This window comes from Pseudomonas sp. 910_23 (assembly GCF_052850795.1).
This window is the reverse complement of record NZ_VXCZ01000007.1, coordinates 82896-98062: the sequence shown is the minus strand read 5'-3', so window position 1 is coordinate 98062 and position 15167 is coordinate 82896. Positions and strand designations below refer to the sequence as shown.

Genomic DNA, 15167 nt, shown 5'->3' with positions numbered 1-15167 from the left:
TGGATCGATGCCAAACAAATGCGGGAGGGAGCAAGTCGAATCGTCGCACCGCCCCTCCCACACTGTTACAGCGCCTGACTTTAGATTCGGCCGAGCATTTCCTTGGCTTCGCCACGCTGGCCTTCATCGCCCTCGGTCAAAACCTCGGACAGAATATCCCGCGCGCCGTCCGCATCACCCATGTCGATGTAAGCCTGGGCCAGGTCGAGTTTGGTGGCGACTTCATCAGTGCCCGAGAGGAAATCGAAGTCCGGCTCATCATCACCGCCCAACGCGGCATCCTCAGCCGTGAAGGTCGGCGCTATCGGCGGATGCTCCAGGCTCTGGGACAAACGGTCCAACTCGGCGTTGACGTCGTCCAGCTCCGAGGCAAACGCATCGGGCTTGGCTGCCGGAGGCTCATCAGCCAGGGACAGGTCAAAGTCTTCCGGCAACTCGAATTCGTCCAGCGCGGCAGGTGTCAGGGTGGGCGGCTCGACAGGCGGCACGTCCTTCATCTGCTCCTCAAGTCCCGAGAGGAAGTCGTCATCGGATTTCGACGCTGGCGGATCCAGTTGCAGGTCCAGGTCAAAGTCCGAGAGATCCTGCGCATCGGCCTTGGCCTCAGTCTGTTGTTGCAGCAGCGCTTCAAAGGTTTGCTGGTCCTGGGCAATCTCCGCCGGCGAGGCAGCTTCCAGCTCATCGAGGCTAAGGTCAAAATCGTTGTCGAAAGTATCCGCCGGCTCAGCCGCGGCCGGCTTGTCATCGAGCAAATCCTTGACGTACTGCGCATCGAGAGCCGCAGCAGCCACGGCGGCACTGACGCCCGCTGCCAGTACGGCCATGGCCGGGAAACGGCTCTTGAGCTGCTCGACCTGGGCGTGGTTCTCACCGTTGGCGACCAATTGGCGCTCCTGGGTGACGAAGCCGTCCTTGTCGTTCTGCAGGCCGTAGACTTCCATCAGCTTCAAACGCAGGTCGCTGCGCTTGGGCTCATGCTTGATGGCTTGTTCAAGCACATCAGCCGCCTGGTTCAGGTGGCCGCGATCAATATGGGACTGGGCCTGAGCCAATGCATCGCTGGAGTTCTCCTGGGCAACAGCGACGGCCAGGGGGGCGAGCACGGAGGCGACAGTCGGCACGACAACCGGCTCAGCCACCGGGGCAGGCGTCGGTGCGGCGCCCAGCTTGACGCTCGGCGGCGGCACTTCAAGGCCTTCAAAACTGTCGGGCGGCAGGTCCTGGTCAATATTGGGCGTGAACTCAGGCTCTTCGGCCAGCGCCCGCGCCATGCGCAGATGCTTTTCCTCTTCGCGGCGGGCATTGCGATGGCGTGCCCACAGCAGCAGAAGCAGCAGCACCACCAGGATGCCCGCCCCGCCGATGATGCCGAGGATAATAGGGTTGGTCAGCAAGTCATTGAACTTGCCTTCGGTGGCAGCAGGTGCCGCGACCGGCTTGGGCGGTTCAGCGGCGGGTGCAGGGGTTGCAACAGGCGCCGCAGGCTCTGCTGCGGGCTCACCTGCCGGCTGCGCAGGGATTGCAGCCGTAGCCGGCTCACCGTTTTGCGCCTGCAAGCGAGCCAACTGGTCATTCTTCAACTGGATCAGCTTTTGCAACTTGTCCAACTGGCTTTGCAAGTCGGCGGCGCGGCTCTTCAGTTCTTCGTTATCGCGGCGGGTGGTGTCCAGCTCTTCCTGGGTCATCGCCAGCTTGTCGCTCAACGCGCGGTTATCACCGACCTTGCCCTTCGTGCCTTGCTTGGCGGCCTCGGCCGAGACCAGGCTCAAGTTGTCCTTGGCCTGGGTGCTCGTCGGCGCATTGCCGGCCTGGGTACGCTTGGTCGCATCCAACTGCGCCTTGCCGGCCACTTGACCCTTGGGGGTACGACGGCCCTGACGCCAGGCGGCGTTCTGCGCGCTGACTTCGGCGATCGCTTGAGGCTGCGCCAGCGCCGTACTTTGCGTGGCATCCGGCAGGCGCAGGACCTGGCCGGTTTTCAGGCGGTTGATATTGCCATCGATAAAAGCGTCAGGGTTGAGCGCCTGGATCGCCAGCATCGTCTGCTGGACCGAGGCGCCGTTACGATTCTTCGCGGCGATTTCCCACAAGGTGTCGCGGGACGTGGTGGTGTGCTGGGCGGGCGTGCCGGCAGCAGGTGCGGCACTGGCAGGCGCGCCGGCAGTCGGTGCCGGCTGGTCGAACTTGGCCGGGTCGAGCAGCACGCTGTAGTCACGCATCAAACGGCCATTGGGCCATTGCACCTGCAGCAGGAAGCGCACATAGGAATCGGGCAGCGGCTTGCTGGAGGTCACGCGCACCACGCTGCGACCTTCGGGGTTGATCACCGGGGTGAACGTCAGGTCATCGAGAAACGCCTGGCGGTCAACGCCCGCATCCACAAAGGCCTGGGCAGAAGCCAGGCTCGGGGTGATCTCGGCCGCCGTGAGGCCGCCCACATCACGCAATTCGATTTCCACCGACAGCGGCTGGTTCAACTTCGACTTGAGGGTCATCTCCCCAAGTTGCAGCGCCTGCGCCATACCGGAGGACAGCGCCGAGGCGGCCGCTATTGCTAACACCAGTTTGCGAACTTGAACCATAGCCTCATCCTTTGTCTGAACGCTCCCCGCCCTGCGAGAAGGTTGGTAACCGCTGCCATAAGGCATGGCGAGCCGATAGGTCACCGACGCGCTTGTGTTTCACTTGGGACCAAGCATAGCGCCTGGCTAGAATCAATCTACAAATTGCCGCCAAGTATCTTTTACACAAGGCCTTTTATCAACAACTGCGCCAGTTCCACAGCGTTCAGGGCCGAGCCCTTGCGTACGTTATCTGACGTCAACCACAGATTTAGTTCCGCGGGGTCGTCGACACCTGCACGTACGCGCCCTACATAAACCACGTCCTGGCCGACCGCATCGCCTACAGCCGTTGGGTAATCGCCCTCCTCAACCAGCTCGATACCCGGCGCAGCATCGAGTGCACGGTTGACTGCGGCCAGATCGACCGGCGCGGCCAATTGCAACGACACTGTCAGGCTATCGCCGAAAAACACCGGGGCTTGAACGCAGGTTGCGGAAATCTTTAGCAAAGGTGTTTCCAGCACGGCACGCAGCTCGTGTACGAGGCGTTTCTCCAAGGCTGTATGACCTTGGGCGTCTGGCGTACCGACTTGAGCCAGCAGGTTGAACGCCATTTGCCGATCGAAGAACTTCGGCTCCAGTGGACGCACGTTCAATAACTCAGCGGTCTGCCGCGCCAACTCGCTGACGGCCTCCCGGCCCTGGGCAGAGACCGCCAGGTTGGCGGTGACATTCACGCGCTGGATGTCCACCAAACTCCGCAACGGCGCGAGCACTACCGCCAGGTAGGTGGCAGACGGGCTTGGGCTGCCGAGCTGGAACGGCTTTTTCAAACCGTTCAACACCTGGGTGTTGGCCTGCGGCAACACTGGCGGCGCCTGTTCGGCAGGCAATGCACCGGACAAGTCGATCACCGAACAGCCAGCGGCTGTGGCGCGCGGGGCGAAACTCAGGGTCACCGCCGGGCCTGCTGCGAAGAACGCCAACTGCGCCTTGCTGAAATCGAACTCGTCGACCTCTTTGACCCGCACGTTCTTGCCACGAAACGGCACCGAAGCCCCCGCCGAGTTGCTGCCCGCCAGCAAATACAGGGTGCCTACCGGGAAATCCAGTTCTTCGAGGATCTGCACCAGTGTTTCACCCACGGTGCCGGTGGCACCGATTACGGCGATTTCAAAGGTCTGGGTCATGGGGGCTGCCTCGGGCATTGCAGGGGGGAGCGGCACTTTACCGGGTGGCTGGGGGTGAGGCAATTAGCCTGGGCCTTGTGGTGTGGCTGATGGCGCTATCGGGAGCAAACCCCCTCCCACACTTGCCCTCCATTTCAAGGTTGGAACTGGGTCGAATGTGGGAGGGGGCTTGCTCCCGATAGCGCCCGACAGAACAATAAAAAACCCCGCGCCTGTCACCAGAGCGCGGGGTTCTTCAATGCAAGAAAGCGATCAACGCTCCAGCAAAATCCGCAACATGCGACGCAGCGGTTCAGCCGCGCCCCACAGCAGCTGGTCGCCGACGGTGAACGCACCGAGGAACTGGCTACCCATGTTCAGCTTGCGCAGACGGCCCACCGGTACATTCAGGGTACCGGTGACCTTGGTCGGGCTCAGCTCCTGCATGCTGATATCGCGGTTGTTCGGCACCAGCTTGACCCAAGGGTTGTGCTGGCTGATCAAGCCTTCGATATCGGCGATCGGCACGTCTTTGTTCAGCTTGATGGTCAACGCCTGGCTGTGGCAACGCATGGCGCCAATGCGCACGCAGATGCCGTCCACCGGAATCGGGTTCTTGAAGCGACCGAGGATCTTGTTGGTCTCGGCCTGGGCCTTCCACTCCTCGCGGCTCTGACCGTTGGGCAGTTCCTTGTCGATCCACGGGATCAAGCTACCAGCCAATGGCACGCCGAAGTTCTCGGTCGGGTAGGCGTCGCTGCGCATGGCTTCGGCCACACGACGGTCGATGTCGAGAATCGCGCTGGCCGGGTCGGCCAGTTGATCGGCGACAGCGGCATGGGTCGCGCCCATCTGTTTGATCAGCTCGCGCATGTTCTGCGCACCGGCACCGGAAGCAGCCTGATAGGTCATGGCACTCATCCACTCGACCAGGCCGGCTTCGAACAGGCCACCCAGCCCCATCAGCATCAGGCTGACGGTGCAGTTGCCGCCCACGTAGTTCTTGGTGCCGGCATCCAGTTGCTGGTCGATGACCTTACGGTTGACCGGATCAAGGATGATCACCGCGTCATCCTGCATACGCAGGCTGGAAGCGGCATCGATCCAGTAACCCTGCCAGCCGGCTTCGCGCAGCTTGGGGAAGACTTCGCTGGTGTAGTCGCCACCCTGGCACGTCAGGATCACGTCGAGGGTCTTCAACTCTTCAATGCTGTAGGCGTCCTTGAGCGGGGCAATATCCTTGCCCACGGACGGCCCTTGGCCACCTACGTTCGAAGTGGTGAAAAACACCGGCTCAATAAGATCGAAATCCTGCTCTTCCAGCATCCGCTGCATGAGCACGGAACCGACCATACCGCGCCAACCGATCAGACCTACACGTTTCATCGCAACTACACCTTGTTAAAAAGTGGGCCGCCTTGCAGCAACAACTGCAAGCGGGCCCGAGAGATTACAGATTCCGCAGCGCGGCGACTACTGCGTCGCCCATTTCTTGCGTTCCGACCCTGGTGCAGCCCTGGGACCAGATGTCCCCGGTGCGCAGGCCCTGGTCCAGTACCAGGCTGACGGCTTTCTCGATCGCGTCGGCCGCTTCACTCAGGTTGAAGGTGTAACGCAGCATCATCGACACCGACAAAATGGTCGCCAGCGGGTTGGCAATGCCCTGGCCTGCGATGTCCGGCGCCGAACCGTGACACGGCTCGTACATGCCCTTGTTGTTGGTGTCCAGGGACGCCGACGGCAACATGCCGATGGAACCTGTGAGCATGGACGCCTGGTCGGACAGGATGTCGCCGAACAGGTTGTCGGTGACGATCACGTCGAACTGCTTGGGCGCACGCACCAGTTGCATCGCGGCGTTGTCGACGTACATGTGGCTCAGTTCGACGTCCGGGTAGTCCTTGGCCACTTCCTCAACGATTTCGCGCCACAGTTGGCTGGAGGCCAGCACGTTGGCTTTATCCACCGAGCACACCTTTTTGCCACGCACACGGGCCATATCGAAACCGACCCGGGCAATACGGCGGATTTCGCTCTCGCTGTACGGCAGGGTGTCGTAGGCCTGGCGCTCGCCATTTTCCAACTCGCGCACGCCCCGTGGCGAGCCGAAGTAGATACCGCCGGTCAGCTCACGCACGATCAGGATATCCAGGCCCGCCACCACTTCCGGCTTGAGGCTTGAGGCATCGGCGAGTTGCGGGTAGAGGATCGCCGGGCGCAGGTTGCCGAACAGGCCCAGTTGCGCGCGGATTTTCAACAGGCCGCGCTCAGGGCGAATGTCACGCTCGATCTTGTCCCATTTCGGGCCGCCCACGGCGCCGAGCAACACGGCGTCGGCCGCACGGGCACGGTTCAGGGTTTCGTCAGCCAGGGGCACGCCGTGTTTGTCGATAGCGGCGCCGCCGATCACGTCGTGGCTCAGCTCGAAGCCCAGGCTGTACTTGGCGTTTGCAAGCTCCAGCACCTTGACCGCTTCGGCCATGATTTCCGGACCAATACCGTCGCCAGGGAGAATCAGAATCTGCTTGCTCATGGGTTCCTCATTTCATCAAGCGACCCGCCCGTGGGCAGGTCGGGAAAAATCAATCAACGTTGGGCAAAGACCACCAGCACGTCGGTGCTGAAGGTGCCGTCGGCTTGAATTTCGTAATAATCGCGCACTTCCTGGCCCATCGCCTTTTGCAGCTCAAGGATTGCCGCACGCAGCACCTCTGGCGTGCGCATGCGCTCGACCCACGAGGTGTATTCCAGGCGCAGGCGCTGACGCAGGCTGTTACGCACATGCAGACCGGACTCGCTGAGTTGCTGCATCCACTCGGCGGCGGCGTAATCTCGCACGTGGCTGGTGTCGCGCAGCACTTCGACGGTTTGCAGGTAAGTGTCCAGCAATGGGCTACCCGGTGACAAGACATCCACAAACGCCGCCACCCCGCCCGGCTTGAGCACGCGGCGCACTTCACGCAGGGCCAGGCCCAGGTCACTCCAGTGGTGGGCCGAATAACGGCTGAACACGAAGTCGAACTCGCCATCGGCGAACGGCAGACGCTCGGCGGCGCCGTGGACGGTGCGGATATTGTGCAGGCCGCGATCTTTCGCGGCGGCGGTGACCACGTCGAGCATCTGCCGGGACAGGTCATAGGCCACCACTTCTTTAACCAGAGGCGCCACCTGGAAACTCACATGACCCGCCCCACAGCCCAGGTCCAGCAGCCGTGCAGCGCCCTGCCCGGCCAGCTCGGCCTGCAGCAGTGCGAATTCGGTGCCCTGGGCGTGCACGGCACTGCTCAGGTAGGCCGAGGCTTGCTCGCCGAATTGCTTTTGCACGACTTGGGTGTGGGCGGTGGTAGTCATGGGCTTTCCTCAATAGACCTTGTGGTGTTTGTTCTGGCCCTATCGGGAGCAAGCCCCCTCCCACATGTTGATATGCGAACGCATTCAAATGTGGGAGGGGGCTTGCTCCCGATGGCGGCGGTCCTGCCTACCGCAAATCAGGCATCGCGAAACAACCAAGGCTGACTCGCCCGGTGCCTGGCTTCAAACGCGGCAATCGCATCGCCGTCCTGCAAGGTCAGGCCGATATCGTCCAGGCCGTTGATCAGGCAGTGCTTGCGAAACGCATCCACCTCGAAGTGATACACCTTGCCATCCGGACGGGTGACGGTCTGCGCGGCCAGGTCCACGGTCAACTGATAGCCCACATTCGCTTCCACTTGCTGGAACAGCTCATCCACTTCGGCATCGCTCAAGATGATCGGCAACAGGCCGTTCTTGAAGCTGTTGTTGAAGAAGATGTCGGCATAGCTGGGCGCGATGATGCTGCGAAAGCCGTACTCTTCCAGGGCCCACGGCGCGTGTTCACGGCTGGAGCCGCAACCGAAGTTTTCCCGGGCCAGCAACACACTGGCGCCCTGATAGCGCTCGGCATTGAGCACAAAGTCTTTGTTCAACGGGCGCTTGGAGTTGTCCTGGTAGGCGTAGCCCACGTCCAGATAGCGCCACTCATCGAACAGGTTGGGGCCAAAACCGGTGCGCTTGATCGACTTCAAGAACTGCTTGGGGATGATCTGGTCAGTGTCCACGTTGGCACGGTCCAACGGCGCTACAAGACCTGTGTGCTGGGTAAAAGCTCTCATCGGGTATTCCTCAGATCAATTCGCGAACGTCGATGAAACGACCGTTGACGGCAGCGGCGGCGGCCATGGCCGGGCTGACCAGGTGGGTGCGGCCACCGGCGCCCTGACGCCCTTCAAAGTTACGGTTGGAGGTGGACGCGCAATGCTCGCCCGACTCCAAACGGTCCGGGTTCATCGCCAGGCACATCGAACAGCCTGGTTCACGCCATTCAAAACCGGCTTCGAGGAAGATCTTGTCCAGGCCTTCAGCTTCGGCTTGCGCCTTCACCAGGCCGGAACCCGGTACCACAATGGCTTGCTTGATGGTCGAGGCAACCTTGCGGCCCTTGGCGATCACCGCCGCAGCGCGCAGGTCTTCGATCCGCGAGTTGGTGCAGGAGCCAATGAACACGCGATCCAACTGGATGTCGGTGATCGCCTGGTTGGCTTTCAAGCCCATGTACTTCAAGGCGCGTTCGATGGAGCCGCGCTTGACCAGGTCGGCTTCTTTGGCCGGGTCCGGCACGTTCTGGTCGACGGCCAGGACCATTTCCGGCGAAGTGCCCCAGCTGACTTGCGGCTTGATCTGCGCAGCGTCGAGTTCGACCACGGTGTCAAACACCGCATCGGCGTCGGACACCAGGTCTTTCCAGGCTTCGACGGCGGCGTCCCAATCGTCGCCTTGCGGGGCAAACGGGCGACCTTTGACGTACTCCACGGTTTTCTCATCCGCCGCCACCATGCCCACACGGGCACCGGCTTCGATGGACATGTTGCAGATGGTCATGCGGCCTTCGATGGACAAGTCGCGAATGGCGCTGCCGGCGAACTCGATGGCATGGCCGTTACCGCCGGCGGTGCCGATCTTGCCGATCACGGCGAGCACGATGTCTTTGGCGGTCACGCCAAACGGCAATTGGCCTTCGACGCGTACCAGCATGTTCTTCATTTTCTTGGCGACCAGGCACTGGGTGGCGAACACATGTTCCACCTCGGAGGTGCCGATGCCATGGGCCAGGGCGCCGAACGCACCGTGGGTGGAGGTGTGGGAGTCGCCGCAGACCACGGTCATGCCCGGCAAGGTCGCCCCCTGCTCCGGCCCGATCACATGGACGATACCCTGGCGCACGTCATTCATCTTGAATTCGGTGATGCCGTATTCGTCGCAATAGTCGTCGAGGGTTTGCACCTGCAAACGCGAAACCTGGTCGGCAATGGCCTCGATACCGCCCTTGCGCTCAGGAGTGGTCGGCACGTTGTGGTCCGGCGTGGCGATGATGGAGTCGACGCGCCATGGCTTGCGCCCGGCCAGTCGCAGGCCTTCGAACGCTTGGGGCGAGGTCACTTCATGGATGATGTGACGGTCGATATAGATCAGCGACGATCCATCATCGCGACGTTTCACTTCATGGGAATCCCAAAGCTTGTCGTAAAGCGTTTTGCCGGCCATCAGTCGGTCCTCATCAGCGGTGTTTCTATACGCCGGGCTTTTCAATAACCCTTTGGCTTGTGAGGCTGATGGTATGGCGCTACATTAAATAACTCAAATTCATATTTTTTATGCTTTGGATTACCAACTGGAATAGCACCATGGATCTGGCCAACCTCAATGCTTTTATCGCCATCGCCGAGACCGGCAGCTTCTCGGGGGCCGGCGAACGCCTGCACCTGACGCAGCCCGCCATCAGCAAACGCATCGCGGGCCTGGAGCAGCAATTGAAAGTGCGTTTGTTTGATCGCTTGGGCCGTGAAGTCGGCTTGACCGAAGCCGGCAGGGCCTTGCTGCCGCGCGCTTATCAAATCCTCAACGTGCTGGACGACACCCGCCGCGCCCTGACCAACCTTACAGGGGAAGTCAGCGGGCGCCTCACTCTGGCCACCAGCCACCATATAGGCCTGCACCGCCTGCCACCGATCCTGCGCACCTTCACACGGCAATACCCAAACGTGGCACTGGATATTCAGTTTTTGGATTCAGAAGTGGCCTACGAAGAAATACTCCATGGTCGCGCCGAAGTGGCGGTAATCACCCTGGCGCCCGAGCCCCACCATCTGGTGCGCGCCTCGCCGGTATGGGATGACCCGCTGGACTTTGTGGTAGCGCCGGAACACAGCCTGATCAGCAACGGCTCCATCAGCCTGGCCGATATCGCCAGGCACCCGGCGGTGTTTCCCGGCGGCAACACCTTTACGCACCATATTGTCAGCCGCCTGTTCGAAGCCCAGGGGCTTGCGCCAAATATTGCGATGAGCACCAACTACCTGGAAACCATCAAGATGATGGTGTCCATCGGCCTGGCCTGGAGCGTGTTGCCGCGCACCATGCTCGATGATCAAGTGGCAAGTATCGCTTTGCCGGGCATACAACTCAGTCGCCAGCTAGGCTATATCGTGCATACAGAAAGGACGCTATCGAACGCTGCGCGGGCTTTCATGAGCCTGCTGGATGCACAGGTCGATCTGCCAGGGTTACCGGCATGACACTGTGCGGCCTCGGGTTTCAAGAAAAAAACCGCGCTGTCTTCTCACCGAGCCAAGGCCCATTGACAATGCGCAACCCCGGCGACCCCGTACCTCCCCTGCCCCGCATCTACGCCCTGGACCCCCAAGCGGCGGAGCAAAGCTGGGACAGTGCCCCGCAATTGCTGGCAGCCCTGAATGCCGCCCGGCTGGGCGCCTGGTGCTGGGAAATCGACACGGGAAGAATCAGTTGGTCACGGGGTACTCAAGCGTTATTCGGCTTTGACCCGCATCAACCCTTGCCCAAGGACCTCGACTACCTTGACTTGCTGGCCCCGCAAGACAGCGCACGGGTGGTGCGTGGTTTTCACGCGGTCCTGGCAGGAGAGCCGTTCGAACGCGCCATGCACCATCGCATCCAGTGGCCCGATGGCAGCCTGCACTGGCTGGAAATCAGCGGCAGCCTCGCGCCTGAAAAAGCCGGACGGCGCCGCATGATCGGAGTGATCCGCGAGATCACCCATCAGCGCGACCGCGAACACGCCCTCAGCCACTCCGAAAAGCGCTTCGCCACATTGTTCCATTTATGCCCGAACATGGTGCTACTGACCCGCCAGGCCGATGGCTTGATCAGCGAAGCCAACCAGTATTTCGAAATGCTGTTCGGCTGGCCGGTGGCCGATGCCATCGGCCGTACCACCCTGGAACTGGGCCTGTGGCGCCATCCGGAGCAGCGTGCACTGCTGGTCAAGGCCACCCAGCGCAAAGGCGAACCCATCACCATGGAGGTGCAGTTCTGCGCCAGCAACGGCCAGATCCACGACGGCACGCTCAGCGCCCAGAAGGTGGAACTGGACGGTGAGGCTTACCTGATCAGCACGTTCCTGGACACCACCGAACGCAAAAACGCAGAGCAAGCGCTCAAAGACAGCCAGGAGCGCCTCGACCTGGCCCTGGATTCCGCGCAACTGGGCACCTGGGATTGGCACATCCCCAGCGGTATGCTCTACGGCTCGGCCCGCGCCGCCCAACTGCACGGGCTCGAACCGGCGCCCTTTCATGAATCCTTCGATGCGTTTTTCGAAGGGATGTCCGACCAGGATCGCGAGGGTATGCGCAATGCCTACCGCAGCTTGCGTGAAGGCCCGGACGGCAACTACCAATTGACCTACCGCGTGCAGTTGGAGGACGGCAGCCCACGCTATCTGGAAAGCCGTGCGCGCCTGTACCGCGATGAAGCAGGCAAACCCCTGCGCATGGCGGGCACCTTGCTGGATATCACCGACCAGGTCGAACGCGAGCAACGCCTCACCGCCTCCGAGGAAAAATTTGCCAGCCTGTTCCAGGCCAGCCCCGACCCTATCTGCGTGACCTGCCTGGAAAGCGGCGCCTTTATCGAGATCAACCCGGCGTTTACCCAGACCTTTGGCTGGACAGCCGCCGAAGTACTGGACAAAAGCGCCGAACAAATCGGCCTGTGGGACGACTCCAGCAAGCGCCTGCAACGCATCGAGCGGGTGATTCGCGAACAGGCCCTGAGCAATGTGGCCATCGTGGTGCATCACAAGGACGGCCAAAGCCTGACCTGCGTCATCTCCAGCCGCTTGATCAAGGTCAGCGACCAACCCTGCATCGTCACCACCCTTCGGGATATCACCCAGCAGCAACGCTCGGAAGCCGCCCTCAAGGCCAGTGAAGAGAAGTTCGCCAAGGCGTTTCACTCCAGCCCCGACGCGATTTCAATCACCGAACGCGACACCGGCCGTTATGTGGAGGTCAATGACGGTTTTTGCCGCCTGACCGGCTACCGCACCGAAGAAGCCATCGGCCTGACCCTGTACCAGATCGGCATCTGGGCCGATGAGAACCAGCGCGCGGCATTATTGGCCGAGTTGCAGATCAAGGGCCGCATCCATCATCTGGAAATGCTCTGGCACAACAAACGAGGCGAGGTGCTGGCGGTGGAGGTCTCGGTCGAGCCGATCACCCTGAACGAAACCCCCTGCCTGCTGCTGACCGCACGAGACGTCAGCCTGCTGAAAAACGCCCAGGCGCAGATCCGCCACCTGGCCTATCACGACCCGCTCACCAACCTGCCCAATCGCGCACTGCTGATGGACCGCCTGAGCCAGCAGATCGCCCTGCTCAAGCGCCACAACCTGCGCGGCGCCCTGCTGTTCCTCGACCTCGACCACTTCAAGCACATCAACGATTCCCTCGGCCACCCGGTGGGCGATACCGTGTTGAAAATCGTCACCGCACGCCTGGAAGCCAGCGTGCGCATGGAGGACACCGTGGCACGCCTGGGCGGCGATGAGTTTGTGGTGCTGCTCAGCGGTCTTGAGGGTAAGCGCCAGGAGGTCAGCGACCAGGTGCAAAGCGTGGCCGATACATTGCGTGAGTTGCTGTCGGAGCCAATGTTCCTTGACGGCCATCGTTTGCAGGTCACGCCCAGCATCGGCGTAGCGCTGATTCCCGACCACGGCACCACGCCAGCCGATTTGCTCAAGCGTGCCGACATCGCCCTGTATCGCGCCAAGGATTCAGGGCGCAATACCACACAGATGTTCCACAACAGCATGCAAAAAACCGCCAGCGAGCGACTGCGCATGGAGACCGACCTGCGCCTGGCCCTGTCACGCGGCGAGTTCAGCGTGCATTACCAGCCCCAGGTGGATGCGCATGGCAACCGGATTGTGGGGGCCGAGGCCCTGGTGCGCTGGCAACATCCGCAACTGGGCGCGCAGTCGCCGACGGAATTTATCAAGGTATTGGAAGACAGCGGCCTGATCCTGGAAGTCGGCACCTGGATTCTCGATGAAGCCTGCGGCGCCTTTGCCCAGTTGATTGCCGACGGTCTGGTAGACCCGCTCAATTTCAGCCTGTGCGTGAATATCAGCCCGCGGCAGTTTCGCCAGAACGACTTTGTGGAACGGGTAGAACACAGCCTCAAGCAGCATCAACTGCCCTCCAGCCTGCTGAAACTGGAGATCACCGAAGGCATCGTGATCCAGAACCTGGACGATACCGTGGCGAAGATGCGTCGCTTGAAAAAGCTCGGCGTGAGCTTCGCAATGGATGACTTCGGCACCGGCTACTCATCCCTGACCTACCTCAAGCGCCTGCCGGTGGACGCATTGAAAATCGATCAGTCATTCGTACGCGATGCCACCCACGACCCTAATGACGCCGAGATCATCCGCGCCATCGTAGCCATGGCGCGCAGCTTGAACCTTGGCGTGATCGCCGAGGGCGTGGAAACCCCGGAGCAACTGGCGTTCCTGCAAAAGCTGGGCTGCCATTTATTCCAGGGTTATTTGCACAGCCGACCGTTGCCGATAGAAGGCTTCAGGCGGTTGCTGGAACAGGGTCGAGCGGGACCGGATGCTGCATGCCCAGCAGACGGCTGACGCATTGCAGGTCGGTCTCGCGGCGCAGCGCGGTGAACAGCTCCACCGCCTGCGGGTAGTTGCGCGTCAGCATCGCCAGCCATTGCTTCAAGCGGCCGGGTGCCTGTTTTTCAGTCAGTTGCGCCACCGACTGGCGCCAGAACTCCTGAAGCATCGGCTGCATCTGCGCCCAGGTCATCTCGACCACTTCCTCACCGGCCTTGGCCGCCACAATCTGCCTTGCCAGGTCAGGACGCGCCACCAGGCCACGGCCGAGCATGATGTCTTCGGCGCCACTGATTTCACGGCAACGCTTCCAATCTTCGACGCTCCAGATATCACCATTGGCAAATACTGGCACCTTGACCACGTCCTGCACCCGCGGGATCCACTCCCAGTGGGCCGGCGGCTTGTAGCCATCGGCTTTGGTGCGCGCATGGACGACGATATGTGCAGCACCGCCCTCGGCCAACGCGGTGGCGCATACCAGCGCGCCATCCGGGCTGTCGAAGCCCAGGCGCATTTTGGCGGTTACGGGAATGTGGGCGGGCACGGCACGGCGCACGTGCTCGACGATCTGGTTGAGCAGCTCCGGCTCCTTGAGCAGCACCGCGCCACCCCGGGACTTGTTGACGGTCTTGGCCGGGCAACCAAAGTTCAGGTCAATCACCTCAGACCCCAGCTCGCAGGCCAGGGCAGCGTTTTCGGCCAGGCACACCGGGTCGGAGCCGAGCAGTTGCACACGCAGCGGCACACCCGCTGCGGTATGGGCACCGTGCAGCAGTTCCGGAGCGAGCTTATGGAAATACGCAGGGGTGAGCAGGCGGTCGTTGACGCGAATAAATTCGGTCACACACCAATCGATACCGCCCACGTGGGTCAACACGTCCCGCAGGATGTTGTCGACCAACCCCTCCATGGGCGCCAAAGCAATTTGCATGGAAAACACTCAACAAAAATCGTGGCGCAGTTTACTGGGTTTCCGGCGAGGACCGTTAACCCCCTGTCAGGGCGGGACCGTAACCTTCAATAAACTCGGCAGGCATACGCTTGGGTTTGCCGCTGGACAACTCGATGCACACAAAGGTGGTTTGCGCGCGCAGCAGCGTCGCGCCGTCGCGGGGGCGTACCAGTTGGAAACGACGGGTCATTTTCAGGCGCTGATCCCAGTCGACGATCCAGGTGGCCAGTTGCAGCTCATCGCCTTCATAGCCTGCCGCCAGATAATCGATCTCATGGCGTACCACCGCCATGGCGCGGTCCAGGCGGCGATACTCGGTGAGGTCCAGCCCCAGGCGCTGGGAATGGCGCCAGGCGCAACGCTCCAGCCAGGACACGTACACCGCGTTGTTGGCGTGCCCGAGGCCGTCGATGTCTTCAGGCGCAACCTGCAGATCGATGATAAACGGCGTTGCCAAATCCCAGCCCATGCCTTGCTCCAGTCGATTGATGTCGGCGGGGCAGTGTATCAGG

General features: G+C 61.6%; 11 protein-coding genes. 2 read left to right on the top strand and 9 right to left on the bottom strand.

Annotation, left to right across the window (positions count from 1 at the left end):
- Positions 1 to 80: 80 nt before the first annotated feature.
- The 7 genes from FW800_RS10620 to leuC form a co-directional block, all read right to left on the bottom strand.
- Positions 81 to 2582: a FimV/HubP family polar landmark protein gene (locus FW800_RS10620; protein ID WP_446437581.1), complete on the bottom strand. Its 2502-nt coding sequence runs from the start codon at positions 2580 to 2582 to the stop codon at positions 81 to 83.
- 161 nt (positions 2583 to 2743) lie between these two features.
- The gene (locus tag FW800_RS10615; RefSeq protein ID WP_446437580.1) at positions 2744 to 3754 is read right to left on the bottom strand and encodes an aspartate-semialdehyde dehydrogenase; all 1011 of its coding nucleotides are present in this window, start codon (positions 3752 to 3754) and stop codon (positions 2744 to 2746) included.
- A gap of 252 nt (positions 3755 to 4006) precedes the next feature.
- Positions 4007 to 5119 carry an aspartate-semialdehyde dehydrogenase gene (asd, locus tag FW800_RS10610; RefSeq protein ID WP_005789767.1) on the bottom strand — a complete coding sequence of 371 codons (1113 nt, stop codon included), beginning with the start codon at positions 5117 to 5119 and terminating at the stop codon, positions 4007 to 4009.
- A gap of 64 nt (positions 5120 to 5183) precedes the next feature.
- Entirely contained in the window at positions 5184 to 6266 is a 1083-nt protein-coding gene (gene leuB, locus FW800_RS10605) for a 3-isopropylmalate dehydrogenase (RefSeq protein ID WP_446437579.1), read from the bottom strand.
- Between the two features lie 53 nt (positions 6267 to 6319).
- The gene (locus FW800_RS10600) at positions 6320 to 7084 is read right to left on the bottom strand and encodes a class I SAM-dependent methyltransferase (protein WP_446437578.1); all 765 of its coding nucleotides are present in this window, start codon (positions 7082 to 7084) and stop codon (positions 6320 to 6322) included.
- 137 nt (positions 7085 to 7221) lie between these two features.
- A complete protein-coding gene (leuD, locus tag FW800_RS10595; protein WP_005789771.1) occupies positions 7222 to 7866 on the bottom strand; it encodes a 3-isopropylmalate dehydratase small subunit in 645 nt (214 codons plus the stop codon).
- Positions 7867 to 7876: 10 nt separating this feature from the next.
- Entirely contained in the window at positions 7877 to 9295 is a 1419-nt protein-coding gene (gene leuC, locus FW800_RS10590; RefSeq protein WP_446437577.1) for a 3-isopropylmalate dehydratase large subunit, read from the bottom strand.
- A 140-nt stretch (positions 9296 to 9435) separates the two neighbouring features.
- Here leuC and FW800_RS10585 point away from each other — a divergent pair, with 140 nt between their 5' ends.
- On the top strand, positions 9436 to 10326 hold the full coding sequence (locus FW800_RS10585) for a LysR family transcriptional regulator (protein ID WP_005789775.1): 891 nt from the start codon (positions 9436 to 9438) through the stop codon (positions 10324 to 10326).
- 68 nt (positions 10327 to 10394) lie between these two features.
- On the top strand, positions 10395 to 13715 hold the full coding sequence (locus tag FW800_RS10580) for an EAL domain-containing protein (RefSeq protein WP_446437576.1): 3321 nt from the start codon (positions 10395 to 10397) through the stop codon (positions 13713 to 13715).
- Here the strand turns inward: FW800_RS10580 and FW800_RS10575 are convergent.
- A complete protein-coding gene (locus FW800_RS10575; RefSeq protein ID WP_005789777.1) occupies positions 13654 to 14634 on the bottom strand; it encodes a tRNA dihydrouridine synthase in 981 nt (326 codons plus the stop codon). The two genes, FW800_RS10580 and FW800_RS10575, sit on opposite strands and share 62 nt — an antisense overlap.
- A 55-nt stretch (positions 14635 to 14689) precedes the next feature.
- The gene (locus tag FW800_RS10570) at positions 14690 to 15124 is read right to left on the bottom strand and encodes an acyl-CoA thioesterase (RefSeq protein ID WP_005789778.1); all 435 of its coding nucleotides are present in this window, start codon (positions 15122 to 15124) and stop codon (positions 14690 to 14692) included.
- Positions 15125 to 15167: the final 43 nt, after the last annotated feature.

Bases quoted from the DNA above. Each gene is read 5' to 3' on its own strand.
- FW800_RS10620 (WP_446437581.1), bottom strand. From the start codon at position 2,582: ATGGTTCAAGTTCGCAAACTGGTGTTAGCAATAGCGGCCGCCTCGGCG.
- FW800_RS10615 (WP_446437580.1), bottom strand. From the start codon at position 3,754: ATGACCCAGACCTTTGAAATCGCCGTAATCGGTGCCACCGGCACCGTG.
- asd (WP_005789767.1), bottom strand. From the start codon at position 5,119: ATGAAACGTGTAGGTCTGATCGGTTGGCGCGGTATGGTCGGTTCCGTG.
- leuB (WP_446437579.1), bottom strand. From the start codon at position 6,266: ATGAGCAAGCAGATTCTGATTCTCCCTGGCGACGGTATTGGTCCGGAA.
- FW800_RS10600 (WP_446437578.1), bottom strand. From the start codon at position 7,084: ATGACTACCACCGCCCACACCCAAGTCGTGCAAAAGCAATTCGGCGAG.
- leuD (WP_005789771.1), bottom strand. From the start codon at position 7,866: ATGAGAGCTTTTACCCAGCACACAGGTCTTGTAGCGCCGTTGGACCGT.
- leuC (WP_446437577.1), bottom strand. From the start codon at position 9,295: ATGGCCGGCAAAACGCTTTACGACAAGCTTTGGGATTCCCATGAAGTG.
- FW800_RS10585 (WP_005789775.1), top strand. From the start codon at position 9,436: ATGGATCTGGCCAACCTCAATGCTTTTATCGCCATCGCCGAGACCGGC.
- FW800_RS10580 (WP_446437576.1), top strand. From the start codon at position 10,395: ATGCGCAACCCCGGCGACCCCGTACCTCCCCTGCCCCGCATCTACGCC.
- FW800_RS10575 (WP_005789777.1), bottom strand. From the start codon at position 14,634: ATGCAAATTGCTTTGGCGCCCATGGAGGGGTTGGTCGACAACATCCTG.
- FW800_RS10570 (WP_005789778.1), bottom strand. From the start codon at position 15,124: ATGGGCTGGGATTTGGCAACGCCGTTTATCATCGATCTGCAGGTTGCG.